Annotated in this window: 19 protein-coding genes; 11 read left to right on the top strand and 8 right to left on the bottom strand. The window is 75.6% G+C overall.

Annotated elements, in window-relative coordinates; genetic code table 11:
• The first annotated feature begins 126 nt into the window (after positions 1 to 126).
• Together ACI2LW_RS25230 and ACI2LW_RS25225 are read left to right on the top strand one after the other, a co-directional pair.
• Positions 127 to 1,008 (top strand): SIS domain-containing protein, encoded by an 882-nt coding sequence (locus ACI2LW_RS25230; RefSeq protein WP_404733471.1) that lies wholly within the window; start codon positions 127 to 129, stop codon positions 1,006 to 1,008.
• A 302-nt stretch (positions 1,009 to 1,310) separates the two neighbouring features.
• The gene (locus ACI2LW_RS25225; RefSeq protein ID WP_404733470.1) at positions 1,311 to 2,183 is read left to right on the top strand and encodes a ketose-bisphosphate aldolase; all 873 of its coding nucleotides are present in this window, start codon (positions 1,311 to 1,313) and stop codon (positions 2,181 to 2,183) included.
• A gap of 35 nt (positions 2,184 to 2,218) precedes the next feature.
• Here ACI2LW_RS25225 and ACI2LW_RS25220 read toward each other — a convergent pair whose 3' ends face one another.
• Positions 2,219 to 3,352 carry a methyltransferase gene (locus ACI2LW_RS25220; protein WP_404733494.1) on the bottom strand — a complete coding sequence of 378 codons (1,134 nt, stop codon included), beginning with the start codon at positions 3,350 to 3,352 and terminating at the stop codon, positions 2,219 to 2,221.
• A 243-nt stretch (positions 3,353 to 3,595) separates the two neighbouring features.
• On the opposite strand from ACI2LW_RS25220, the gene ACI2LW_RS25215 reads away from it, so the two are divergent.
• The 5 genes from ACI2LW_RS25215 to ACI2LW_RS25195 all read left to right on the top strand — a co-directional run bounded on the left by ACI2LW_RS25215 (position 3,596) and on the right by ACI2LW_RS25195 (position 10,222).
• Positions 3,596 to 4,261 carry an alpha-ketoglutarate-dependent dioxygenase AlkB family protein gene (locus tag ACI2LW_RS25215; RefSeq protein WP_404733469.1) on the top strand — a complete coding sequence of 222 codons (666 nt, stop codon included), beginning with the start codon at positions 3,596 to 3,598 and terminating at the stop codon, positions 4,259 to 4,261.
• Positions 4,262 to 4,318: 57 nt separating this feature from the next.
• Positions 4,319 to 5,557 carry an ROK family protein gene (locus ACI2LW_RS25210; RefSeq protein WP_404733468.1) on the top strand — a complete coding sequence of 413 codons (1,239 nt, stop codon included), beginning with the start codon at positions 4,319 to 4,321 and terminating at the stop codon, positions 5,555 to 5,557.
• A gap of 941 nt (positions 5,558 to 6,498) precedes the next feature.
• Positions 6,499 to 6,813, top strand: coding sequence for an SHOCT domain-containing protein (locus ACI2LW_RS25205; protein ID WP_404733467.1), 315 nt, complete (start codon positions 6,499 to 6,501; stop codon positions 6,811 to 6,813).
• A gap of 149 nt (positions 6,814 to 6,962) precedes the next feature.
• A complete protein-coding gene (locus ACI2LW_RS25200; RefSeq protein ID WP_404733493.1) occupies positions 6,963 to 7,664 on the top strand; it encodes an ABC transporter ATP-binding protein in 702 nt (233 codons plus the stop codon).
• Entirely contained in the window at positions 7,661 to 10,222 is a 2,562-nt protein-coding gene (locus ACI2LW_RS25195; protein ID WP_404733466.1) for an ABC transporter permease, read from the top strand. Before ACI2LW_RS25200 ends, ACI2LW_RS25195 begins: the two co-directional genes overlap by 4 nt.
• Before the next feature lie 311 nt (positions 10,223 to 10,533).
• Here the strand turns inward: ACI2LW_RS25195 and ACI2LW_RS25190 are convergent, their stop codons facing one another.
• Positions 10,534 to 11,076, bottom strand: coding sequence for an ATP-binding protein (locus tag ACI2LW_RS25190; RefSeq protein ID WP_404733465.1), 543 nt, complete (start codon positions 11,074 to 11,076; stop codon positions 10,534 to 10,536).
• 755 nt (positions 11,077 to 11,831) lie between these two features.
• On the opposite strand from ACI2LW_RS25190, the gene ACI2LW_RS25185 reads away from it, so the two are divergent.
• The gene (locus tag ACI2LW_RS25185) at positions 11,832 to 12,959 is read left to right on the top strand and encodes a PLP-dependent cysteine synthase family protein (RefSeq protein ID WP_404733464.1); all 1,128 of its coding nucleotides are present in this window, start codon (positions 11,832 to 11,834) and stop codon (positions 12,957 to 12,959) included.
• Positions 12,960 to 13,099: 140 nt separating this feature from the next.
• On the opposite strand, the gene ACI2LW_RS25180 is transcribed toward ACI2LW_RS25185, so the two are convergent.
• Positions 13,100 to 13,954 carry a DeoR/GlpR family DNA-binding transcription regulator gene (locus tag ACI2LW_RS25180; protein WP_404733463.1) on the bottom strand — a complete coding sequence of 285 codons (855 nt, stop codon included), beginning with the start codon at positions 13,952 to 13,954 and terminating at the stop codon, positions 13,100 to 13,102.
• A 457-nt stretch (positions 13,955 to 14,411) separates the two neighbouring features.
• On the opposite strand from ACI2LW_RS25180, the gene ACI2LW_RS25175 reads away from it, so the two are divergent.
• The gene (locus tag ACI2LW_RS25175; RefSeq protein WP_404733492.1) at positions 14,412 to 16,760 is read left to right on the top strand and encodes a hypothetical protein; all 2,349 of its coding nucleotides are present in this window, start codon (positions 14,412 to 14,414) and stop codon (positions 16,758 to 16,760) included.
• On the opposite strand, the gene ACI2LW_RS25170 is transcribed toward ACI2LW_RS25175, so the two are convergent.
• The 4 genes from ACI2LW_RS25170 to ACI2LW_RS25155 form a co-directional block, all read right to left on the bottom strand.
• Complete coding sequence (locus tag ACI2LW_RS25170; RefSeq protein ID WP_404733462.1) at positions 16,730 to 19,183, bottom strand: right-handed parallel beta-helix repeat-containing protein; 2,454 nt, start codon at positions 19,181 to 19,183, stop codon at positions 16,730 to 16,732. The genes ACI2LW_RS25175 and ACI2LW_RS25170 overlap by 31 nt on opposite strands.
• A 155-nt stretch (positions 19,184 to 19,338) precedes the next feature.
• Positions 19,339 to 19,944 (bottom strand): hypothetical protein, encoded by a 606-nt coding sequence (locus ACI2LW_RS25165; protein WP_404733461.1) that lies wholly within the window; start codon positions 19,942 to 19,944, stop codon positions 19,339 to 19,341.
• Between the two features lie 144 nt (positions 19,945 to 20,088).
• The gene (locus ACI2LW_RS25160; RefSeq protein WP_404733460.1) at positions 20,089 to 20,913 is read right to left on the bottom strand and encodes an MOSC domain-containing protein; all 825 of its coding nucleotides are present in this window, start codon (positions 20,911 to 20,913) and stop codon (positions 20,089 to 20,091) included.
• A gap of 41 nt (positions 20,914 to 20,954) precedes the next feature.
• The gene (locus ACI2LW_RS25155; RefSeq protein WP_404733459.1) at positions 20,955 to 21,389 is read right to left on the bottom strand and encodes a DUF6643 family protein; all 435 of its coding nucleotides are present in this window, start codon (positions 21,387 to 21,389) and stop codon (positions 20,955 to 20,957) included.
• Between the two features lie 293 nt (positions 21,390 to 21,682).
• Between ACI2LW_RS25155 and ACI2LW_RS25150 the strand changes: the two genes are divergently transcribed.
• Positions 21,683 to 23,098 carry a TerD family protein gene (locus ACI2LW_RS25150; RefSeq protein ID WP_404733491.1) on the top strand — a complete coding sequence of 472 codons (1,416 nt, stop codon included), beginning with the start codon at positions 21,683 to 21,685 and terminating at the stop codon, positions 23,096 to 23,098.
• Between the two features lie 20 nt (positions 23,099 to 23,118).
• On the opposite strand, the gene ACI2LW_RS25145 is transcribed toward ACI2LW_RS25150, so the two are convergent.
• A complete protein-coding gene (locus tag ACI2LW_RS25145) occupies positions 23,119 to 24,300 on the bottom strand; it encodes a glycosyltransferase (RefSeq protein ID WP_404733458.1) in 1,182 nt (393 codons plus the stop codon).
• 57 nt (positions 24,301 to 24,357) lie between these two features.
• Here ACI2LW_RS25145 and ACI2LW_RS25140 point away from each other — a divergent pair, with 57 nt between their 5' ends.
• Entirely contained in the window at positions 24,358 to 25,143 is a 786-nt protein-coding gene (locus tag ACI2LW_RS25140) for a glutamate racemase (RefSeq protein WP_404733457.1), read from the top strand.
• The last annotated feature ends 168 nt before the right edge of the window (positions 25,144 to 25,311 follow it).

Genomic DNA, 25,311 nt, shown 5'->3' with positions numbered 1-25,311 from the left:
GTCTTCCCGGTCCTCGTGCTCTTCGTGGTCCGTGGTGACCCTAGCGCACCCGCCGCGCGGCGACATGCTTGATTGTGCTCGAAAGGCGGCGCTATCTTGCATGAACAATCACTGTGGAGGCGTGCTGTGACCCATGTCGAGGACGAACTCACCAGCCAGCCCGAGTGCTGGACCCGCGCCGCCGCCGAGGCGGCCGGACACGGACGGGCGCTGCCGGCACCGGGCGAGCGGGTCGCCGTCGTCGGCTGCGGGACCTCCTACTTCATGGCCCAGGCGGCGGCCGCGCTGCGCGAGGGCGCCGGGGAGGGGGAGACCGACGCCTTCCCCGCCTCCGAGTTCCCCCACGGCCGCGGGTACGACCGCGTCGTCGCCCTCACCCGCTCCGGGACCACCACGGAAGTGCTGGAGCTGCTGGGCGAGCTGCGCGGGCGCGTCCGCACCACGGCGGTCACCGCCGATGCCGCCACCCCCGTGGTGGACGCGGCCGACGACCTCGTCGTGCTGGACTTCGCCGACGAACGCTCCGTCGTGCAGACGCGGTTCGCCACCACCGCGCTCACCCTGCTGCGCGCCCACCTCGGCCTGCACACCGAGGCCGTCGTCGCCGACGCCCGTACGGCGCTGTCCGCCGCACTGCCCGAAGGGCTCGTCGGCTGCGCCCAGTTCACCTTCCTGGGCCGGGGCTGGACCGTCGGACTGGCCAACGAGGCCGCCCTGAAGATGCGGGAGGCCTCGCTGGCCTGGACCGAGGCCTACCCGGCCATGGAGTACCGGCACGGCCCCATCAGCATCACCGCCCGGGGCCGGGCCGCGTGGATGATCGGCCGGGCGCCCGAGGGCCTCGCCGCGCAGGTGCGCGCCACCGGCGGGCTGTGGGTCGAGGGCGCGCTCGACCCGCTCGCGGAACTCGTCCGCGTCCAGCGGCTCGCGGTCGCCGTGGCCGCGGCCCGCGGCCTGAACCCGGACCAGCCGCGGCACCTCACCCGCTCGGTGATCCTGACCCCCTGACCACCCGGCGTCCTGACCCCTGACGACCCGGCGTCCTGACCCCCTGACCACCCATCGTCCTGGCCCCCGCGCCCCGGCCCCCGGCCCTCGGCGCCCAAGGTACCCCCCGGGTTCCCCGGCTCCCCGGCGCCCGGGCCGGGGAGCCGGGGAGCCGCACCGACTGCCCACCCCGCCCGCACCGGGACTGCCCACCCCGCCCGCACCGGGACTGCCCACCCCGCCCGGTCCCGGCAATACGCCCCGCCCGGTCCCGGACCTCCGCCCCGCCCGACCGGCCGGGGCCCGCACCCGAAAGGACAGCCGTGCCGCTTGCAGCCACCGGCGAGCTGGTCGGCCGCGCCGCCGCCGCCCGTTCCGCCGTCCTCGCCTTCAACGTCATCACGCTGGAACACGTCGAGGCCGTCGTCGCGGGCGCCGAGGCGGCCGGCGCGCCCGTCGTCCTCCAGGTGAGCGAGAACGCGGTCAAGTTCCGCCAGGGCCGGCTGCTGCCGCTGGCCCGCGCGGCCGTCGCCGCCGCGGAACGGGCCGCCGTGCCCGTCGCCCTGCACCTCGACCACGTGCAGAGCGAGGACCTGCTGCGACAGGCGCCCGACGCGGGCTTCGGCTCCGTCATGTACGACGCCTCCCGGCTGCCGTACGCGGAGAACCTGGCCGCCACCGCCGCCGCCACGGAGTGGGCACACGCCCGCGGACTGTGGATCGAGGCCGAGCTGGGGGAGGTCGGGGGCAAGGACGGCCGGCCGCCCCTGGACGCCCACGCCCCGGGCGCCCGCACCGACCCGGCCGAGGCGCACGCGTTCGTCACCGGCTCCGGGGTGGACGCCCTGGCGGTGGCCGTGGGCAACACGCACGCCATGACCGAACGCACCGCCGCCCTCGACCACGACCTGATCAAGCGGCTGGCCGGCGCGCTCGACGTGCCGCTCGTACTGCACGGCTCCTCCGGCGTGCCCGACGGCGAACTGACCGCGGCCGTGTCCGGCGGCATCGCCAAGGTCAACGTCGGCACCGCCCTCAACCTGGCGCTGACCGGGGCGATCCGCGGCTTCCTGGCCGCCCGCCCGGACGTGGTCGACTGCCGGGCCTACCTCACCGCGGGACGGGAGGCGATGGCGGAGCGGGTGCGCCGGCTCATCGAGGTGACCGGCACGCCCTCCGCCGCGCCCGCCTCCTGAGGCGGCCGCCCTGACGCGCCCGCCTCCTGACGCGCCTACTTCCTGACGGCCTTCAGCACCACGAACTTGGGATCGCTGGCGACCAGTTCGCTGTTCCCGAACACCCGCCGCAGCTTCACGTGGTAGCCCAGGTGCCGGTTGCCGATCACCCACAGCTCGCCGCCGGGGCGCAGCGCGCGGCGCGCCCCGGTGAACATGCGCCAGGCCGTCGTGTCCGTGGTGGCCTGGTGGGAGTGGAAGGGCGGGTTGTTGAGCACCAGGTCCACGCTGCCCGGCGGCACTCCGTCCAGCGCGTCGCCGACCCGGAACTCCGCGTGCCCCGGCGCCCCGTTCGCCTTGTAGGTCGCCTCGGCGGAGGCCACCGCCTGGAACGACTCGTCCGTGAACAGCACGTCCGCCCCGGGGTGCGCCAGCGCCATCGCCGTACCGACCACACCGTTGCCGCAGCCCAGGTCCACCACCCGCCGGGCGCCTTCGCCGTCCGGCAGATGCCGCAGGAAGAAGCGGGTGCCGATGTCGAGGCGGTCGGCGCAGAAGACACCCGCGTGGTTGACCACGGTGCGCCCGGAGGCGGCGCCGACGCCTTCGGGCAGCGCGTACACCACGGGCCACGGGTTCGCCTCCCGCGGCCGCGCCGGATCCGGGGTGGTCAGGATCAGCCGGGCCTTGCGGCGCGCCAGTGAGGTCCGGGTCGGGCCGAGGACGCGCTCGAACAGCGCCAGGGTGGAGGTGTGGATCTCCTTCACCATGCCGGTGCCGACGACGACCGTGCCCTCGTGCACCGCCGGCGCCAGCCGCAGCAGCTGGTCCTCCAGCAGCGCCAGGCTCTTGGGCACCCGCACCAGCAGTACGTCCACGCGCTCGGGCGGCGGGTCCTGCGTGGTGAGCAGGCGCACCGCGGAGGCGTCCGCGCCGTTGCGCGCGAGGTTGGCCCGGGTCGCCCGCTGGGTGAGGTACGAGTCGGTGATCTGCGCCGGCCGGTGCTCCGCCAGCGCCGTGACCAGCGCCCCCCAGCGGTCCCCGAGGACCACGACCGACCCCGCCAACGGGACCCGCTGCTCCACGAGGTGCGTGAGGAGGTACTCGTCCGAGGCGTCCCAGGCACGCAGCCGGTCGCGCGGGTCCTCCGGGAAGCGGGCCAGCTCCAGCTCGCCCCAGGGGGTCGTCATACGGTCGTTCATCGTGCGTCCAGGCTAGCCGAGCCGCGAGTGAGGGCCGGCCGGGCCAGGACCGGCCGGGCCAGGACCGACCCGGCGAGGAGAGGCCCGACGGGGAGAGTCCGGGCAGGAAGAGTCCGGGCGGGGAGAGTCCGGGTCGGAAGAGGCAGGGCAGGAAGAGTCCGGGCGGGAAGAGGCAGGGCAGGAAGAGGCCGGGCGGGAAGAGGCCGGGCGGGAAGAGGCAGGATGGAGGGCGTGGACGCCGAGCTGTTCCCCCGCACGCGCACCGAGGTCGCGCCGGGCGCCGTGCACGTCCCGGACTGGCTCGGCGCGCGGCGGCAGCGCGAACTGCTCACGGCCTGCCGGCAGTGGGCGCGGCCCCCGGCCGGTCTGCGCACGGTGCGCACCCCCGGCGGCGGCACGATGACCGCCCGGCAGGTCTGCCTGGGCCTGCACTGGTATCCGTACGGCTACGCCCGCACGGCCGTCGACGGTGACGGCCACGAGGTGAAGCCGTTCCCCGCCTGGCTCGGCGAGCTGGCCCGCGACGCGGTCACCGACGCGCTGGGTCCCGGGGCGGCGCCCGGCGCGCCGTACGACATCGCACTGATCAACTTCTACGACGCCGGCGCCCGGATGGGCATGCACCGCGACAGCGACGAGAAGTCCGGTGCGCCGGTGGTCTCGCTCAGCCTGGGCGACAGCTGCGTGTTCCGCTTCGGCGGCACCGAGACCCGCAACCGGCCCTGGACCGACGTCGAGCTGCGCAGCGGCGACCTGTTCGTCTTCGGCGGCCCGTCCCGACTCGCGTACCACGGTGTGCCGCGCGTGCATCCGGGCACCGCGCCCCGCGAGTTGGGGCTGACCGGGCGGCTGAACATCACCCTGCGGGTGAGCGGGCTCGGACCCCGCCCCGCCTGAGCCGCCGGACGGGCCCTGCCACCCGCCCGGCCTGCGGATCATGGGAGACTCGCCCTCATGAGCGGCAAGGCGGACCCCCGGACGGCGGGGGAAGGAACCACCTCCAGAACGCGGCTGGACCGGGGGCGCGGCGCGCTCGGGCCCGCGTTGCAGCTCGTGCACACCGGGCGTGCCCCGACCAGGGCCGTGCTGACCGCCGAACTCGGGGTGACCCGGGCGACGGCCGGCGCGGTGGCCGCCGAGCTGGAGGCGCTGGGCCTGATCCGGGTGGACGCCCGGCCCGGTGCGGCGGCCGGTTCCCAGGGCCGGCCCTCCCACCGGCTCGCGGTCGCCGAGGACGGGCCCGTGGCCCTCGCCGCTCAGGTGCACGCCGACGGCTTCCGTGCGGCCCTGGTCGGCCTCGGCGGCAGGATCGTGGCCACCGCGCCCGGCTGCGAGACGGTCGACGCCGACCCGGCCAAGGTGCTCGGCTCCGTGGTGGAGGCCGGCGCCGAGCTGCTGCGCACGACCGGACGGCGCTGTGTGGGCGCCGGGCTGGCCGTGCCGTCCGCGGTCGCCGAGCCGGACGGCCTGGCCCTGAACCCGATCCACCTGGCCTGGCCCGCGGGCGCCCCGGTCCGGCGGATCTTCGCGGAGCGCGTGCGCGCGGCCGGCATCGCCGGACCGGCGTTCGCCGCCAACGATGTCAACCTGGCGGCGCTCGCCGAGCACCGGCACGGGGCCGGGCGCGGCGCCCGCGACCTGCTGTGCGTGGCCACCGGGCACCGGGGCGTGGGTGGCGCGCTGGTCCTGGACGGGCGTCTGCACACGGGCAGTTCGGGCCTGGCGCTCGAGGTCGGCCACCTCACCGTCAACCCCGAGGGGCGCCCCTGCCACTGCGGCAGCCGCGGCTGCCTGGACGTGGAGGCCGATCCGCTGGCCTTCCTGACCGCCGCGGGCCGCGAGCCGGGTCCGGAGGTGTCCCTGCTCCAGCAGGCGCACGACCTGATCCGCCACCACGCCGGCGACCCGGCGGTCCGCACGGCCGTCGAGGCCCTCATCGACCGGCTCGGCCTCGGCCTCGCGGGCCTGGTGAACATCCTCAACCCGGACCGGATCATCCTCGGCGGCCTGCACCGCACCCTCCTGGACGCCGACCCCGAGCGCCTGCGCGCCGTGGTGGCCGGCCGCAGCCTGTGGGGCCAGAGCGGCGGCGTCCCGATCCTGCCCTGCACACTCGACCACAACAGCCTGGTCGGCGCCGCGGAACTGGCCTGGCAGCCGGTCCTGGACGACCCGCTCGGCGCCCTGACCTGACCGGCCCGGCCACCCGACCGGGCGGACGGCACGGAGCACGTCGTCCGGGTCTGCCGGACGGCCGGACAGCCCGGCAGACCGAGCCTTGCGCCGTCCCGCCTCCTTGCGGGCCGCCGCGCCGCGCGCCGTCTCGTGGGGCCGGGCGCGCCCTGGGCGTCCCCTGTCCCTCGCCGCGTCTTGCCGCGGCGGGATCGGCGGGACGGTGCCGGCCGACCCCAGGAGCCCCGGCGTGGCACCTGCCGGGCGGGTGCCGAAGCACGTCTGCGCGCTGTCCGCTCCGGCGCGCGCTGTGTCGTGCTGTCGTCTGTGCCGCCGCGCGTTGGGCCCGCCCGTCGTCCGGTCCCGTGCCGCCCGGGCCTTGTCGCGGCGGGATCGGCGGGACGGTGCCGGCCGACCCCAGGAGCCCCGGCGTGGCACCTGCCGGGCGGGTGCCGAAGCACGTCTGCGCGCGTCCGCTCCGGCGCGCGCTGTGTCGTGCTGTCGTCTGTGCCGCCGCGCGTTGGGCCCGCCCGTCGTCCGGTCCCGTGCCGCCCGGGCCTTGCCGCGGCGGGATCGGCGGGACGGTGCCGGCCGACCCCAGGAGCCCCGGCGTGGCACCTGCCGGGCGGGTGCCGAAGCTCATCTCCGCGCATCCGCCCCGGCGCGCACCCGCCCGGAGGAGCCGGGCGCCGCGCGGATGCGGGCCTCCCCACGGAGCAGCCCCGTGGGAAGGCCGGCACCGCCGCCCGGCCCGCCGGGACGCGGAGAGACGGTGCTCGTGGGACGCCTGTCGGGCCGGGCGTCCGGCGACCGACGTCGCCCCGGACCGTACGGGCCCGGCTCCCGCGTACTCCCGCGGAGGTACCCGGACTGCCGCTGGCCGTACGACGACCCGGACCCCGCCCCCGGGCCACTCTCGGGACACCACCGGAAAACCGGACTTCCCGAGGAGATGAACCGAGATGCAAACGCTGGCGCACTGGGACGGCGGCGGCCCCGGGCCGTGGATCCTGTTCTTCCCGCTGATCTGGGCGGCGGTGGTCGTCGGAGCGGTCACCGTGCTGCGCCGCACCGCGTGGCGCGGGCGCGGCGGGCCGTGGCGCGGCACGGGCGCCGCACCCTGGCGCGGTGCCGACGGCCGCCCCGCCCCCGACTCGCCCCTGGCGGTCCTGGGCCGCCGCTTCGCCTCCGGCGAGATCGACGAGGACGAGTACTGGCGCCGCCTGTCCGTCCTGGACGAGCAGTTCGGCCGGCAGAGCAAGGAGGGCGCGCTGTGACGGCCAGGAGCACCACGACCCCCGCCACCGGGCCGGCCACGCCCTCCCCCGGGTCCGCGGTCGGCCCCGCCGCCGCGTCCACCGCGTCCACCGCCCCGGACACCACGCTCGGCGCGGCCGGGCGCTCGGCCGCCCGGGTCACCGACGCCGTGAAGGTCCACGGCACCGGCGACGCCGCCGTCAGGGCCCTGGACGGGGTGACCGTCGGCTTCCCGGCCGGCCGCTTCACCGCGATCATGGGTCCCTCCGGCTCCGGCAAGTCCACCCTGATGCACTGCGCGGCCGGTCTGGACACCCTCACCTCCGGCACCGCCCACATCGGCGACACCGAGCTGGGCGGCCTCGACGACCGCCGGCTGACGCTCCTGCGCCGCGACCGGATCGGCTTCGTCTTCCAGGCGTTCAACCTGGTGCCGACCCTGACCGTCGCCGAGAACATCACCCTGCCGCTCGACCTCGCGGGCGCCGAGCCCGACACGGAGTGGATCGACGCGCTGATCGACGTGGTCGGCCTGCGCGACCGCCTGCACCACCGGCCCTCCGAACTCTCCGGCGGACAGCAGCAGCGCGTCGCCGTGGCCCGGGCCTTCGCGGGCCGGCCGGAGGTCGTCTTCGCCGACGAACCCACCGGCAACCTCGACTCCCGCTCCGGCCAGGAGGTGCTCGGCCTGCTCGGCCGCGCCGTGCGCGGCATGGACCGCACCGTCGTCATGGTCACCCACGACCCGGTCGCCGCCGCCCACGCCGACGAGGTGCTCTTCCTGGCCGACGGGCGCCTGGTGGACCGCATGGAGTCGCCGACCGCCGACCGGGTGCTGGACCGCATGAAGGCCTTCGAGGTGCGGACATGAACGCCGCCCTGCGCCTGAGCCGGTCCTCCCTGCGCGGCCACGGGCGGCGCCTGGCCGGCACGTTCCTCGCGGTCTTCCTCGGCGTGTCCTTCCTGACCGGCACGCTGGTCATGGGCGACACCCTGCGCGCCGGCTTCGACTCGATGTTCGGCGAGGCGACCGCCGGCACGGACGCGGTCGTCCGCGGCGCCGACACCATCACCACGCCCGGCGAGAGCCAGGGCGTCCGCGGGCCGGTCACCACCGCACTGGTCACGACGATCGAGAGGGTTCCCGGCGTGGCCGCCGCCGCCCCCGACATCCAGGGCGCCGGCCAGCTCGTCGGCCGCGACGGCCGCCCCATCGGCGGCAAGGGCCCGCCCACCCTCGCCGGCAACTGGATCACCGACCCGCGGCTCAACCCGTACCGGCTCGCCGAGGGCCGCGCTCCCGCCCGGACCGGCGAGGTCGTCGTCAACCGAGGCGCCGCGAAGAAGGGCGGCCTGCGGATCGGCGACACCACGACCCTGCGCACCCCCGACCCGGTCAGGGTGACGATCGTGGGTCTGGCGACCTTCGGCGGCGCGGACGGCATGGCCCAGGTGACGTTCACCGGCATGACCCGGGCCGACGCCGCGAAGTACCTCACCGCCCGGCCCGGCGAGGCGACCAGCATCCAGGTGCGCGCCGCGCCCGGAGTGAGCCAGGCGGAGCTGGTGCGCCGGCTGACGCCCGCCCTGCCGGCCGGAGTGGAGGCCATCACCGGCCAGGAGGCCGCGCAGGAGAACACCGACATGATCTCCAGCCAGTTCCTGACCCTGTTCACCACCTTCCTGCTCGTGTTCTCCGGCATCGCCCTGCTGGTGGCGACCTTCTCCATCCACAACACGTTCGCCATCGTCGTCGCCCAGCGCTCCCGCGAGAACGCCCTGCTGCGTGCCCTGGGGGCCTCCCGCCGGCAGGTCACCGCCGCCGCCCTCGCCGAGGCGGGCGCCGTCGCGCTGACCGCCTCCGCCGCCGGGCTCGCGGGCGGCATCGCGGTCGCCGCCGGACTCCAGGCGCTGTTCCCGGCCATCGGGTTCCCGTTCCCCGCGGGCGCCCTCGTGATCCACACGCTGTCGCTGGCGCTGCCGGCGGCCGTGGGCACCGTGGTCTGCCTCGGCTCCGCGCTGATGCCCGCCGTACGGGCCGGGCGCACCGCTCCGATCGCCGCGCTGCGCGAGACGGCCGTGGACACCTCCGGCGCGTCCCGCACCCGGGTCGTCGCCGGCAGCGTCCTGGCCGCCCTCGCCCTGGCGGCGACGCTGGCCGGTGTCGTCCTCTCCCCGTCCGTCTGGGCGGCCGGGCTCGGCGCCGTACTGGCGACCGCCGCCTTCGTGGTCCTCGGCCCGGTCGCCTCGACAAGGGCGGTACGGCTGCTCGGCGGCCCCCTCGACCGGCTGCGCGGTGTCACCGGCGGCCTCGCCCGGCGCAACGCGCTGCGCAGTCCCCGGCGCACCGCCGCGACCGCGAGCGCGCTGATGATCGGCGTCGCCGTGGTGTCCCTGTTCACGGTCTTCGGCGCCTCGCTGAAGGCCACCATGGACCAGACGGTCTCCCGGTCCTTCGCGGGCGACCTCGCGGTGAGCACCCCGTCCTTCGGGGCGGGCGGCAGCGGGGTGAGCCCCGGGCTGGCCGGGGCGATCGCGCGGCTGCCCGAGGTGGACACGGCCGTCGGGCTGGGCCGGGGCGTCGCCGAGGTCGACGGCAGGGGACGCGCCCTGACCGTCACCGACCCGGCCGCACTCGCCCGCACCTTCGACCTCGGCACGGTGCGCGGCTCCCTGGACGCACTGGGCGCCGACGGCATCGCCGTCACCCGCGCGGAGGCCGGCCGGCAGGGCCTGACCACGGGCGACAAGGTGCCCCTGACCTTCCCCGACGGCGCCCGCCGCGTCTTCACCGTCCGCGCCGTCTACGGCCGCTCGGAACTCGCCGGCGACTACGTCGTCACCCGCGCCGCCTGGGCCCCGCACCGCACCCAGGACTCCGACCGGCTCGTCGCCGTCTCACTGCGGCCCGGCGTCGGCGCGGACGCCGGCAAGGCGGCGGTGCGGAAGGTGGCCGCCCGGTACGGCGACCCGCAGGTGCAGACCCGCGAGGAGTACGCGCAGTCCTCGGCGGGCGGCATCGACATGATGCTGACCCTGGTTTACGCGCTGCTCGCCCTGGCCGTGGTGATCGCCCTGCTGGGCATCGCCAACACGCTGACCCTCGCCATCCACGAACGCACCCGGGAACTGGGCCTGCTCAGGGCCGTCGGCCAGACCCGCGCCCAGGTGCGGGCCATGGTCCGCTGGGAGTCGGTGCTGGTCGCCGCCTTCGGCACGGCCGGCGGGCTCGCCCTCGGCGCCTTCCTCGGCTGGGTGCTGGTGAAGGCGTCCGACGGCGCGAGCGACTCGGCGTTCGCCTTCGCCGTGCCCCCGCTGCGGCTGGTCGTCGTCGCCCTGGTGGGAACGGCGGCCGGAGTCCTCGCCGGTCTGCGCCCCGCCCGTCGCGCGGCCCGTCTGAACGTGCTCCGCGCGATCGCCGCCGAATGACGGCGCCGCACGGGGACCTCGCCGCCCGGCCCGGGGCGGACCCGGCGGCGAGGTCCCCGTGCGAACGGCTCCGCCTCGGGGAGCGGGGGAGTGCTGCCCAGCCGTCAGGGGCCCGAGCCCGCACGGACGGCCCCGCCCCGTGTGGTGCGCACAGCCGTCATGACCCGCGCCCGCGTTGGCCCCGGCCGGTCATGACCCGCGCCCGCGTTGGCCCCGGCCGGTCATGACCCGCGCCCGCGCGGGCCCCGGCCGGTCATGGCCGGGGCCCTGCGCGGGCGGTGCGGTGCCTGTCGGGCGGGCCCGCCACGGGGTCAGCCCACCGCGGCGGACCGGGCGGGCGCCGCAGGGCGCGCCGCGCCGTCGAGCGCGGGTTCGACCGCGGTGAAGCGCCGTACGGGCGCCTCCCCGGCGACCAGGTGCGGCACCCGCGCGGGCACCGTGACCGGGCCGGCCGAGGTGGGCAGGGTGAACCACACGACCTTGCCCTGCCCGCCGTCCGGGCGGGCGCCCCAGCTCTCGCTCATCGCCGCGACCATGGCCAGCCCGCGGCCCTCGGTCGCCAGTGGCGCGATGTCGCCCATCTCCTCCATCACGGGAAGACGCGGGTCGTTGTCGCGTACGGAGACGGTGAGCCGGTCGAGCAGCAGCTCGAGTTCGACGGTGCACAGCTTGTCGGGCTCCGCGTGCTGGTGGACGTTGGTCAACAGCTCCGTCACACCGAGCGCGGCCCGGTCTATCAGAGGGTCCAGCTGCCAGTAGCGCAAGTGCGCCGATACGATTCTGCGGACCTGGCCGATCCGCGACGGCAGGGCTTGGAGCTCCACCGTGCAGTGCCTGCTTGGGTGACTGATCACGGCTGCGACTCCCCGACGTGAGGTCCGGAAGAACACGACGTTTCGGATGCAGCAGGACGCCTGCGTGACACTGCCGCCTGCTGTCGTGGCCGGCGGGCTGGTTCGCAGCGTTATCGCCGGTAAACCCAGAGTGACGTGAGACCAGCGTGACGCAAGTGGTTCGGCACCGCAACTTCGAGCCACCTTCCGGGCCGCTCAGCCGCCACGCCCGGCCGCCCCGCCCACGGCGTCGGCAAAACCGCGCGTGGCGCCGGTCAACCCGCGCGTGGCGCCTGCCAACCGGCGCGTGGCGCCTGCCGGCCCGCGTGCCGCGGGCCGTGCGCGGGCGAACCCGCTCGCGCGGCCGGTGCGCGGCTCGGGCCCGCCGTCGCCGGTCCGGACCTGCCCGGCCCGGGTGACCGGGCGCCGTCCCCCGCCGATCGGCACGCCCCTGGCCGTGAACCCCGGTTCCGCCATCCCCTGCCGCCCCCTCGCGCGAGTCCTGCGTCCCGCGCGGTGCAGTCTGCCCCCCTTCGGCAGACAGCACCAGTGCATGCGGCGCGCTCGTGGCCGGTACCCGGAGCACTCGCGTGAATGCGCCCCCGTCCGTGCGCCCGGCCCGCCCCGTCCGCACTCTGGCGTGCCGTCTCCCCAGGTGTTCCTTTGGGCCGTCCAAAGAGACGTTTATGCAGGTGAGAAGCGTGCCTCAGGTGTCTATCATCGGTGGCGTCCGGCCGCGCGACACGCCGTCGGCGCCCAGTGCAAGGAGTCCCGCCGTGAGCACCACCGAGCAGCGCCGGACCGGCGACACCCTCGACGTCGACCGCAGCGACCCCGGCTACCGCGACTGGCTCAAAGAGGCCGTTCGCAAGGTCCAGGCCGACGCCAACCGCTCGGCGGACACACACCTGCTGCGCTTTCCGCTGCCCGAGGAGTGGGGCATCGACCTGTATCTGAAGGACGAGTCGACCCACCCGACCGGAAGCCTGAAGCACCGTCTGGCGCGCTCGCTGTTCCTGTACGGCCTGTGCAACGGCTGGATCCGGCCGGGGCGTCCGGTGATCGAGGCCTCCAGCGGCTCGACGGCCGTCTCCGAGGCGTACTTCGCCAAGCTGATCGGCGTGCCCTTCATCGCGGTCATGCCGCGCACGACCAGCGCCGAGAAGTGCCGCCTGATCGAGTTCCACGGCGGGCGCTGCCACTTCGTGGACGACCCCCGCACGATGTACGAGGCCTCCGCCGCACTCGCGGCCGAGACCGGCGGCCACTACATGGACCAGTTCACCTACGCCGAGCGGGCCACCGACTGGCGCGGCAACAACAACATCGCCGAATCCGTCTTCCGCCAGCTGGAGTTGGAGCGCTTCCCGGAACCGGCGTGGATCGTCGCCACCGCGGGCACCGGCGGCACCTCCGCGACCATCGCCCGCTACGTGCACTACATGCAGTACGACACCCGCGTCTGCGTCGCCGACCCCGAGAACTCCTGCTTCTTCGAGGGCTGGACCACCGGCGATCCGGACGTCACCTGCGACTGCGGCTCGCGCATCGAGGGCATCGGGCGCCCGCGCATGGAGCCCAGCTTCGTGCCCGGCGCGATCGACCGGATGATGAAGGTGCCGGACGCGGCGGCCGTCGCCGCCGTACGGGCCCTGGAGCAGGCCATCGGCCGCAAGGCGGGCGGCTCGACCGGCACCGGACTGTGGAGCGCGCTGAAGATCGTCGCCGAGATGGTGGGGGAGGGGCGGCGGGGCAGTGTGGTGACGCTGCTGTGCGACCCCGGCGACCGCTATCTCGACAAGTACTACTCGGACGCGTGGCTGGCCGCGCAGGGACTGGACATCGCTCCGTACACCACGGCGATCGAGTCCTTCCTGACGACGGGCACCTGGCCGCGGCCCTGAACCGGCCCGCGCCGACTGACGCCCCCTCAGATCCCTGTGGCCCGCGGCCCGTTCGGGTCCGCGCGGTCCGCGACCCTCTCGGTTCGCCCCTCAGGCGCCCGCGATCCGTGCCCCCTCGAGTCCCCGCGGTCCGCGCCCCCTCAGGTCCCCGCGGCCTCCTCCGGCTCCTCGGCCGGCCCGCCCTCCGCCCCGTCCCCCGCGACCACCAGCCGCAGCAGCTCGGAGACCTCGGCGCGCGCCTCGGCCGGCAGCCCCGCGTCCGTCACGAGCGTGTCCACCTGCTCCAGTGCCGCGAACGAACTCAGGCCCACCACACCCCACTTGGTGTGGTCCGCGACCACCACGACCCGCCGGGCGGACTGCACCAGCCGCCGGTTGGTCTCGGCCTCCGCGAGGTTCGGCGTCGACAGACCGGCCTCGGCCGATATCCCGTGCACGCCGAGGAACAGCAGGTCGAAGTGGAGCGCCGCGATCGCCTGGTCGGCCACCGGCCCCACCAGCGAGTCGGACGGGGTGCGCACCCCGCCGGTCAGCACCACCGTGGCCGCGCCCTGCCGCCGCCCGGAGGTGCGCTGGGCGGAGTGGAAGACGTCGGCCACCCGCACCGAGTTGGTGACCACCGTCAGATCGGGCACGTCCAGCAGATGATGGGCGAGCGCGTACGTCGTCGTACCGCCCGACAGGGCGATCGCCGTGCCAGGGGAGACCAGCCGCGCCGCCGCCCGGGCGATGTCCTCCTTGGCCGTCAGCTCCAGACCCGACTTGGCCTCGAAGCCCGGCTCGTGCGTGCTCGCCTCCACGACCGGGACCGCTCCGCCGTGCACCTTCTCCAGCACGCCCTGCCGGGCCAGCGCGTCCAGATCGCGGCGGACCGTCATGTCCGACACGCCGAGCTTCCGGGTCAGCTCGTTGACCCGGACACCGCCGCGGCGCCGGACCTCGTCCAGGATCAGGGCGCGCCGCTGCTCCGCGAGGAGGTTCTGATTCTCACTCACGTGTGCTCCGGTTCCTTTCGCCTCAAGCCGACCGACCCGCCCGGCGCATCCGCCCGGTGAGGGGTTTCGCGCCGCTCCGGTGCGCGGACGTCCCATCTTTTCACGGGACGCGGCCGGTCGCGCCATCGCCCACCCCGACGCGCACATGCCATTTTCGGCGCGTGGCGCGGTACGGCCGTCACCCGGATCGGGGAGTTTGCCGCACAGGGGGTGTGCCGCGGGCCCCCGGGCGGCGATCCTGGTGTCCGCACGGGACAGGCCGACGGCGCGTCACGGGGAAGTGCGAACAGTGGAACGTGCACAGCAGCGTCCGGAGGCGGACACGGCGGACACGGCGGACACGGCGGACGGGGCGGACGGGGCCGACAGGGCGGACCACCCCGCCCCGCCGCCCCGCTCGGCGGGTGCCGCCCTGGAACTCCTGGTGCACGGGGTCGGCGGCACCACGCCCGAGAAGATGCTGGACGATCCGCGCACCGTGCGGGTGACCGGCGACGACACCGCGGCCGTCTTCCGCCGCGCCTGCGACGCCGACGCCGAGTCACGCCCCGGGCGCGACCGCGGCCGGCCGGTGCCCGAGGCGTACGTCTGGTGCAACCTCACCTCCGGCAACGGCACCCGCGCCCTGTGGCTGTTACTGCTGCCCTTCATGGTGGTCAACCTGGCCCACTGGATGCGCCCCACCGCGCACGGCAGGCCCCGTACCGTACGGCTGTACGGCCTGCTGGTGCGGCTGGCCGGCCTGACGCTGACCGTGCTGCTCGTCGCCGCCGCCTGCGAGGTCGCCCTGGACCTCGCCGCCTGGCAGTGCGCGGGCACGCGCGCGTGCGCGGCCCGGCACACCTGGCTGGGCTTCCTGTCGCCCGCCGCCGGCGGCTGGTGGAGCACCCCCGGCCGCCGGCTCGCCCTGGCCGCCGTGATCCCCGCGGCGCTCACCGCACTGCTCTGGTACCTCGCCCACCGCACCTGGAGCGCCTACGAGTCCCAGCAGCCGATGACCCCGCCGGGCGCACGACCCGGGCGGCCGGCGGGCCCGGGAAGCGCGTCCGGAACCGAGACCGATACCGGCGTCGACACCGACACCGGCACCGGCGTCAACATCGACACCGACTCGGACTCCAAGGACGAGGACGCCGCCGGCGCCGGGTCCCTGGGCCGGCCGGGGTTCTGGTACGGGCGCCGGCTGGTGGCCCGGCTGCGTGCCGCGCACACCGCCGCCGGCCTGCTCACCGTGGCCGCCGCGGTCGCCGCCCCCGCGGCCCACTTCGACCGCCGCCCCGGCGGACCCGCCGCCCTCGACGCCGCCGGATGGCTGCTGAACGCGGCGCTGGTCTCGGTGGCGGCCGGGGTGGTGGGCGTCGTCTGCCGCCGCGGCCGCAGCGAGAACCGGCTCGACCGGCGGCTGGACCGCCACCTCGTACGGCATCTGCCGCTCGGCGCCCTCCTGCTGCTCCTGCTCGCCGCGCTGTACGCCGGATGGTCCCGGCCGCACTGGCAGTCGGCGGGCCGGCTGGCCGGCGACGCCGCCTTCGGCGGCATCGCACTGGCGCAGGGAGTGCTCGTCGTGACCCTCGGCGTCGCCGCCCGCGCCCTGTACCGCACCGCCCCCGACCCCCGGGCCGCGCTGCGCGGACTGGCCGGACCCGCGGTGGCGATGCTGGCCTGCGCGCTGGGAGGGGTGATGTCCGGCGGCGTCGCGCAGCGCGTGGCCGACTGGATGGACGGCACCGGCACATCGATCCCCGGACCGCCCGTACTGCTCACCTGGCAGGCGTCCGCCATCCCGCCCCTGCTGCTGGTGCTGCTGGTGCTCTGCGGGCGGCTCGCCGGACGCACCTGGCGGCTGGCCCGCGCCGAGCGCGCCAGCGTACGGCGGGAGTACCCGGACGAGCCGGAGGACCGCGAGCGCACCCGGCGCATCGCCCGCACCCGGGCCATGGCGAGCCTCACCGACGACGGCCCCCTCCTGGCCGGCGTCACCTCCGCGGCCACGCTGCTGCTCGGCGCCGCGGCCCTCGTGGGCGCCCTGGGCAGCGACCGGACCCCCGCCCGGGCCGCCGAGGGGACCCACCCCCTCGTCCACGGCGCCGCACAGACCGCGCAGGCGCTCGGCTCCTGGCTGATCGGACTGGGCTTCGTCCTGTTCGTCACCTGGGGCCGGCGCGCCTACAAGGACGCCTCCGCCCGGCGGACCATCGGCATCCTCTGGGACGTCGGCACCTTCTGGCCGCGCGCCGCGCACCCCTTCGCCCCGCCGTGCTACGCCGAACGCGCGGTGCCCGACCTGACCTGGCGGATGGCGACCTGGACCCGGGCCACCGGCGGGCGGCTCGTGCTGTCCGGGCACTCCCAGGGCAGTGTGCTGGCCGCCGCCGCGGCCTGGCAGCTCCCCCCGTCCGTCCGCGCCCGGGTGGCGCTGCTGACGTACGGCTCACCGCTGACCCGTCTGTACGGCCGCTGGTTCCCCGCCCACTTCGGGCCCGCCGCCCTCGCCGCCCTGCACCGGGACGTCGACTGCTGGCGCAACCTGTACCGGCTCACCGACCCGATCGGCGGCCCGGTCCGGCTGCCCGGAGACTGCGGCCCCGCCGTGGACCGCGCCCCGCTGCGCGACCCGCTCGCCTACGGCCGCACCGCACGGCACCCGCTGCCCGCCCCCGTCCTCGGCCACTCCGACTACCAGGCCGACCCGGCCTTCGCCGAGGAACGCCGCCACCTGCTGGCCCGGCTCCAGCCGGACGTACCGGCGCCGCGCCACCCGCACGACCCCGGGGGTCAGGACAGCGTGGGCAGGTCCTCGGCGTAGAGCAGGGTCAGGTCGTCCGTGCTCGGGTCGTCGAACTGGGCCACCCGGCCCGCGTGCCGCTCCACCATCGCCTCGAACGTCTGCCGGGCGGTGCGGCCGTTGCCGAACGCGGCACCCTTCGGGATCCGGGTGAAGTACGCCAGCAGCGCCTCCCGGGCGCCCGGCGCCAGCCGGTACTCGTGCTCCTCGGCCTGCTGCTCCACGATCCGCAGCAGCTCCTCCGGGTTGTAGTCGCTGAAGGTGATGGTGCGTGAGAAGCGCGAGGCGACACCGGGGTTGACCGAAAGGAAGCGCTCCATCTCCGCCGTGTACCCGGCGACGATCACCACGACCGCGTCCCGCTGGTCCTCCATCAGCTTCACCAGCGTGTCGATGGCCTCCTTGCCGAAGTCGCGCCCGGCGTCCTCCGGGGACAGCGCGTACGCCTCGTCGATGAACAGGACGCCGCCGCGGGCCCGTTCGAACGCCTCCTGGGTGCGGATCGCCGTGGAGCCGATGTGCTCGCCCACGAGATCCACCCGGGACACCTCGACCAGATGGCCCTTCTCCAGCACGCCGAGCGCGGCGAGGATCTCGCCGTACAGCCGCGCGACGGTCGTCTTGCCGGTGCCGGGGGAGCCGGTGAAGACCAGGTGCCGCTTGACCGAGGCGGCCTTCAGGCCCGCCCGCTGCCGCCGCCGGCCGACCTCGATCATGTCGGTCAGGGCGCGCACCTCGCGCTTGACGTCGTCCAGGCCCACCAGCGCGTCGAGTTCACCGAGGACGTCCTTCGCGGTCCGCCCGGACTCCTCGGGCGCCCCGGGCTCCGGTTCCGGCGCGCTCGCCCGGAACTCCGGCTCGGTGGCGCGCCGGCCGGGGAGGGCGCCCAGCAGGCCCGGGGAGGAGCCGGCCGTCTGTACGGCCGTCGCCCGGGCGGCCGGCGGGCGCACGCCGCCGCTCTCGTCGCTGCCGCAGTCCTCGACCACCGGGCCCGCACCGGCCCCGGAGTCCGGCCCGCCGTCCGCGAACTCGTAGCCCCCGCGGGCACACCGCTCCGTGCGGCACTTCCTGAGCGTGGCGCGGCAGCCGTCGATGACGTGGAAGCCGTAGCCGCCGCTGCCGGTGACCCGGCAGCCCAGGAAGCTGCCCCGGCCCCCGGCCGAGACGTAGAACCCGGCCTCGGCGGGGGAGGAGACCGTGCAGCGTTCGACGGTGGGGTCGGCGCCCTTGGTGACGATGACACCCGTCTGGGTGCCGTCCAGGGTGCAGTTGCTCAGCGTGCCGCCGCTGCCGTGGTCGCGGAACCAGGCGCCCGTGGCCGCCTCCTTGATCCGGCAGTCGTCGAGCTGCGCGGTCGCCCCGTCGCTCACCGAGACCGCGGTGTTGCGCACCTGCGTCAGGTCGCTGTCGACCACGTCCGCGCGCGAGCCGCGGTCCAGCACGAACAGCGCGTCCGGCACGTCGTGCACCCGGCAGGAGTCGAGCACCGCGGTCGCGCCGTCGCTGATCCAGACGGCCGGATAGTCGCCGGTGGAGTCGGAGATCTCGCACTGGTTGGCGTCCACGCGGGTCCCGGGGTCCCACACCGACAGGCCGTTGCGGCCGAACTGACGGACCGTCGTCCGGGTCAGCGTCAGCACCGAACGCGAGCGCAGGTCCACCGCGTTCTCCGGGATGTCGTGGATGCGGCAGTCGGCCAGCGTGAGCACGGCGTCGGTGTCGAGGGTCACCCCGTCCGCGGTGGTGCGGTGCACATCGCAGTCGGTGAGGTGGGCCATGGCCCGCGCGGTGACCTGGACGCCGCTGCCGCGCACCTCGTAGATCTCGCAGCCCACCGCCTCCAGCGCGGTGTTGTCGCCCGTGGCGGACAGGCCCGCGCCCGAGGCGTGGTGGACGCGGCAGCGCTCCAGACGGGGGTGCGCCCCGCCGCGGACGGCGACGCCCGACTGCCCGGCGGCGACGACCTCGCACTCCTCGAACACGCCGCCGGCGCCGTCGAGCACGGCGACGCCGATGCCCGCCGGGTTGTCGACCGTGCAGCGGCGCACGGCGGGGCGGGCGCCGCCGCGCACCTCGATGCCCGTCGCGGAGCGGGTCACGATCCGCACGTTGGCGAGCTCCGGGGTGCCCTCCTCCACCAGCAGCGCGGGCGCCGTCGGGTCCTGGCCCTCGACGTGCAGGTCCCGCACCACGGCCGAGGCGCGCACGGTCAGCGGCACGCCGTCCGCGGGGGCGATGCGCACCGAGCCCGGTGAACCCTCGGGGCCGCGCAGGGTCACCGCCCGCTGGACGACGAGGTTCTCGCGGTAGGTGCCCGGGGCGACGGTGAGGACGTCGCCGTCCGCCGCGGCCTCCAGGGCGGCGGCGAGCGACGCGTACTCACCCGTGCGGCGCCGCCACCGCGAAGTGCCGGTGTGCGTCACCTGGACCGTGCCCTGTGCCATGGTGTTGCTGTGCCCCCACCTCGTCGTACCTGATGACTCGTCCGCCTCCGGGGCGCGCCCCTGCGGCCCGCTCGTGTGCGGGCCGGTGCCGGACGCGCCGGCCGGTCCACCGTAGCGTGCGCGCGAGCGGTCGGTTGACCGGAGCCGGAAGGCCGTCAGCTGCCGGCGCCGGTGCGGCCCCAGTCCGGGCCCGCACGGTCCCACGCCTGGTCCCAGCGGGCGTACCGGTGGCGGACCAGGCGCCAGACGATCAGCCGGCGCACGCCCTCCACCACGGCGGCGGCGAGCATGGCCGCGCCGAGACCGGCCAGCACCGCGTGCGTGGTGGCGGTGGCGGAGTCCAGGGGGCGGGTCACCATGCGTCCGTGCCGGTCCGTCCAGAGAGTGAAGTGGTCCCCGGGGCGGGGGGACTTCAGGCTCGCGGTCACCGGGCCGTGCCGCCGGGTGCCGTCGGGCGCCGTCCACTGGGCGACGACCCGGCTGCGGTGCTCCCGCCCGGAGGGTATCTCCGGCTCCGGGTCGGGCGCCTGGTACTTGAGGGTCCGGACCACGGTGGCCGGTACCTGGAAGCGGGCCAGGCGCTGGTCGCGCACCGACTGCTGCAGCGCCTCCTGGGTGACGGAGCCGACGAGGGAGCCGAGCGCGGGGGCGGCGACGAGGATGAGCAGCAGGGCCACCAGGGCGGTCCAGGACTCGACCAGATCGGTCGTGCGCCGCAGCGGATTGTGCCGCCAGCGCCACAGTCCGCTGATCGACCGCATGTCCCGCACCCCCTCCCGCTGCCCGGCCCCGCGCCGCCTTCGGCCGGCGGCCGTCGTGCGACCTTCGTCCGTGCGACCTTCAGACACGTCTCACGACATGCCAAACGGCCGGGCCCCGGCCGGGGTTCCCGGGTGCGGGGAGGTTCACTCCAGGATCGTGACCGGGTCGCCGACGCGGATGACGCCGGTCGTCTCCGGCACCAGGTTCTGCCCGAAGACCAGCGAACCGCCGAAGCGGCGGTGCCGGCCGAGCGTGCGCAGCGGCTCCTTGCCGCGCCGGGCCGTGTCCTGGTCGGTGGTCGTGACCACGCACCGGCCGCAGGGCTTGGCGACCCGGAAGGCCACCTGGCCGATCGCCAGGCGCGTCCAGTCGTCCTCCGCCCAGGGGGCGGTCCCGGCCACCACGACGCTCGGACGGAAGCGGTTCATCGGCAGCGGGCCCTCGCCGGCGTGGTCGCCCTCGGCGATCAGCGAGTTGAGGGAGGCCAGCGAGGACAGCGAGGTGAGCAGCAACGGGTACCCGTCGGCGAAGCTCACCGTCTCGCCCGGCAGCGAGTGGTCGGGGTCGACCGGCCGGAGCGTGGCGGGGTCGTCCATGTACACGAGACGTACGTCCTGCCCGGCGTACCCGCTGCACCAGGCGTGCGCGGCACCGCCGGCCAGAACGGCGTCGACCTTGTCCCCGAAGACGTCCACCGTGACCGTCTCCCGGGACCGGGGCACGGGCACCGTGAGCGGGTCCCGCCCGGGCGCGGACAGCCGGAGGCCGCCGCCGGGCATGAGCTCGGCGGCGGCCAACGCGAGGTGTGGCTGCTGGCGTTGGGTGACGACCTTTCCCCCGTCGTCGATGAGTACCCAGCGCCTGTCCCCGGCCAGCCCCCATGGCTCCACGAGGGCCTCCCGGGGCGCGAGGCCCCGGAACGCCTTGACCGGGTAGAGATGGACCGACCGCAGCTCCGCATTCCCCATGACCTCATCCTGCCAGGCGGCAGGCGCGGCCGGGGTGCGGGTCAGTAGCCGCGGTACTGCTGGTTGCCGTACGGGTCCTGGTACGGCGCCGCCATCGGGCGGGGAGCCGCGGGGCGCATCGCCTCGTAGCCGGTGCCGGGCGTCATCGGGCGCGGCGGCTGCGGCTGCTGGGGACCGGGGTACCCGCGTGGCGCGGTGGCCTGCTGCGGGATGTACGCCGCGGGCGCCTGCTGCAGCGGGGCCGGCTGCGGCGTCTGCGGGTAACCGTAGGAGGGCTGGGACGGGGCCGCGGGGAGCGCGGGCAGCGCCGACGGGAGAGCCGGCAGGTGGCTGCCCGAGTCGTACGGCGCGGGGACCCGGATCGGGGCGATCTGCGGGGTGCCCCGCTCGGCCACGAGCGAGTCGTAGATCGGGGTGTCCGGGAAAGGCGACGCGGAGTAGTAACCGCCGCCATAGGTGGAGCGGGGGGAGGTCATGGCACATAAGTTAAGCCCACGATGTGCTGGTTGGGGAGACCGATAAGAGGGTTGTTTTCCGCGTCCTGGGTGACGTGGGATCCCCAATGTGAGCGAAGTTGGCAAAAAGGGGCAGCATTCGGCGCTCGGATCATGTAAAAGCCGTGCTCCCGGCGGGTTACCGGCGGTCGCACGGGCCTTTGCGGTCCTTTCCGTGGGAGATCGGCCGGTCCGGCAATAGGTTGGGACGGACAGCGAGCCGACGGACGGCCGTGGCACGGCCTGACCGACACGTGATGGGGGCGAACATGTCAATGCCGAAGGGGTCGAACACGCCGGTGCCGGACACGGCCCTGCGCGTCGAACTGGGCTGGCGGTCCGGACCGGGCGTCCCCGACGCGGACGCCTCGGCCCTGCTGCTGGTGAACGGGAAGGTGCGATCCGACGGGGACTTCGTCTTCTACAACCAGCCGGCGCACCCCTCCGGTGCGGTCCGGCACGAGGGCAAGCGCGAGGCCGGCGGCGGGGTGACCGACACCCTCCTCGTCGACCTCCCCGAGGTGGAACCCGGCATCGAGCGGATCGTGCTCGCCGCGTCCGCGGACGGCGGGACCTTCGGCCAGGTGCCCGGCCTCTACATCGAGGTGCGCGACGCGGCGCGGGACACGGTGGCCGCGCGCTTCGACAGCACCGGCGCGAGCGTCGAGACGGCCTTCGTCCTGGGCGAGTTCTACCGCCGTCAGGGCGCCTGGAAGTTCCGCGCCGTGGGCCAGGGGTACAGCAGCGGGCTCGAGGGACTCGCCACGGACTTCGGCATCACCGTGGACGAACCCCAGCACGCCGGGCAGCCCGCTCCTGCGGCTCCTGCGGCTCCTGCGGCTCCTGCGGCTCCTGCGGCTCCTGCGGCTCCCGCGGCTCCCGTGCCGCCGTCGCCCGCCGCCGGACCGTCGGCGTCCGTGCGGCCGCCCGTCACTCCCTCCGCCACGCCCCCGTATCCCACGCCCGTGTATCCCACGCCCCCGGCCACCGTGCCCCCGCCCGTCCCGCCGCAGCCCGTCACGGCCCCGCCGCCCGCACCGCCCGCCTCCCCGGTCCGGCTGACCAAGGTGACGCTCACCAAGGCGGCTCCATCGGTGTCGCTCGCCAAGCAGGGCGGCACCTCGGGCGCCCTGCGGGTGAACCTCAACTGGCAGGTCCGCAAGCAGTTCTCCGGCTGGGGCAGCAAGCGCGGACGGGCCGTCGCCCTGCACGCGGACCTCGATCTCGACCTGTGCGCCCTGTACGAGCTGTCGGACGGCCGCAAGGGCGTCGTGCAGGCCCTCGGCAACGCCTTCGGCTCGCTGCACCGGCCCCCGTACATCCACCTGGACGGCGACGACCGCACCGGAGCGGTGGCCGAGGGCGAGAACCTCACCGTCAACCTCGACCACCAGCGGGACTTCCGGCGCATCCTCGTCTTCGTGACCATCTACGAGGGCGCCCGCTCGTTCGCCGACCTGCACGCCACGGTCACCCTGCAGCCGCAGCACGGCGCCGCGATCGACTTCTCCCTCGACGAGTGCACCGTGCCCTCGACGGTGTGCGCGCTGGCCCTGATCACCAACACCGGCGGCGACCTGGTCGTCCAGCGCGAGGCCCGTTACCTGGTCCCCGAGCGCGGAGTGAGCCCGCAGCGCACCATCGACCGCGCCTACGGCTGGGGCATGAACTGGACACCCGGCCGCAAGTGAGGCGCCGCCGGCCCGCCCGGTCACCCCTCGTCGGGCACCGCGTCCGGACGCGCGTAGGTGCGGCCCTTCCAGGCCGCGCCCCGCCCCCGGTAGTGCCGCACCGCCGAGTCCACCGTCATCAGCAGATACAGGAGGGCCGTGAACGGCAGCAGCGGCGCCAGCCACAGCGGCTGCCCGTAGTACCGGAGCATCGGGACGTACGTCCCCGCCATCACCAGCCACGCCAGTCCACCGGCGAGCGCCGCCGCCGCGCTGCCCGCCACCACCCCGGCGAGCAGCGCCGCCGGCGGCACCAGGTACACCAGGGCCAGGCCCGCGACGGTGCCGAGCAGGGTCAGCGGATTGTGCCGCAGCTGCGCGTACGCGCTGCGCGAGACCATCCGCCACAGGTCGTGCAGCCGCGGATAGGGGCGCACGCTGTCCACCCGCTCGGCCAGTCCCAGCCAGATGTGGCCGCCGGCGCCCTTGACCGCCCGGGCGAGGGCCACGTCGTCGATCACCGCGTGCCGGATCGCCTCCGGCACGCGTGCCCGCTCGGCCGCCTCGGTGCGCAGCAGCACACAGCCGCCCGCGGCCGCCGCCGTCCGCGTGCCGCGCCGGCCGATCCGGCGGAAGGGATACAGCTGCGCGAAGAAGTAGACGAACGCCGGCACCACGAGCCGCTCCCACGGGCTCGCCACCCGCAGCCGGGCCATCTGCGAGACGAGGTCGAAACCCCCGGTGCGCGCGGCCGCCACCAGGCGGCGCAGGCTGTCGGGGGCGTGCGCGATGTCCGCGTCCGTCAGCAGCAGGTACTCGGGGGCACGCGCGCGTGCCAGGCCGATGCCGTGCCGCACGGCCCACAGCTTGCCCGTCCACCCGGCGGGCGGCTCGCCCGGCGCGTCCACGGTCAGGGGCAGCCCGCCCGTGCGCCCGGCCAGCTCGCGGGCCAGCTCCCCGGTGCCGTCGCGGCTGCCGTCGTCCACCAGGACGACCTCCGCCCGCCCCGGGTAGTCCTGCGCCAGCAGCGTCGGCAGGCTCCGGGGCAGGACGGCCGCCTCGTCGCGGGCGGGCACCACGACGCACACCGCCGGCCAGTCGCCGTCGGCCGGCTCCTCCGCCGGCGGCAGCCTGACGTCCGTACGCCAGAAGAAGCCCTGGCCGAGCAGCAGCCACAGCCAGGCGGCGAGTGATCCCACGGCGGTCCACACGATCGCGCTCACCCGCGCAGTCTGCACCACCCGGACGGCCCGCCGGGAGGCATCGTCTATCGTGGCCGGGTGAAGATCGCGCTCATGGACTCCGGACTCGGCCTGCTGCCCGCCGCTGCCGCGATGCGCCGTCTGCGGCCCGACGCCGACCTCGTGCTCTCCTGGGACCCGGACGGCATGCCGTGGGGGCCGCGGACTCCCGAGGACATCACCGAGCGCGCCCTGGCCGTGGCCGAGGCCGCCGCCGCGCACGAGCCGGACGTCCTGATCGTGGCCTGCAACACCGCGTCCGTGCACGCCCTGCCCGCACTGCGTGCCCGCCTGGAACCCGACCTGCCCGTCATCGGCACCGTCCCGGCGATCAAGCCGGCCGCCGCCGGGGGCGGGCCCGTCGCCATCTGGGCGACGCCGGCCACCACCGGAAGCGCCTACCAGCACGATCTGATCGAGCGGTTCGCCGACGGCGTGGACGTCACCGAGGTGCCCTGCCCCGGGCTGGCCGACGCGGTGCACCACGCCGACGAGACGGCCGTCGAGGCGGCGGTCGCCGCGGCGGCCGCGCGCACGCCCGGCGACGTGACGACCGTCGTCCTCGGCTGCACCAACTACGAGCTGGTCGCCGAGCGCATCCGCGCGGCCGTGCAGCAGCCCGGTCTCCCGCCGCTCATGCTGCACGGCTCCGCCGGCGCGGTCGCCGCCCAGGCGCTGCGCAGGATCGGTGCCGGCCCCGCTCCGCAGGCCGCGGCCGACACCACGCTGACGGTGATCCTCAGCGGACGCGTGGCCGAACTGCCCGCGACCGCCCTGGCCTACGAGGAAGGCCGCCTCCTCCAGGCGCTGACCCCGGTCCGCTGACCCCGGTCCGCCGACTCCGGTCCGCCGACTCCGGTCCGCCGCCCCCGTGGCCGCTCCGGGGCGCACGGATCCACCGCCCGGCGGCTGCTCCGGGATGCGGATCCGCCGCTCGGCGGCCGGGCCGCACGTGCTCGGCCGCTGCTGTACCGGCCGGTGGCCGGGCTCCGA

The sequence above is a fragment of the Streptomyces sp. NPDC004065 genome (assembly GCF_044903565.1).
In the GTDB taxonomy this organism is placed as follows: Bacteria; Actinomycetota; Actinomycetes; order Streptomycetales; family Streptomycetaceae; genus Streptomyces.
The sequence above is the reverse complement of the archived record's forward strand: the minus strand, read 5'-3'. Positions and strand labels throughout refer to the sequence as shown.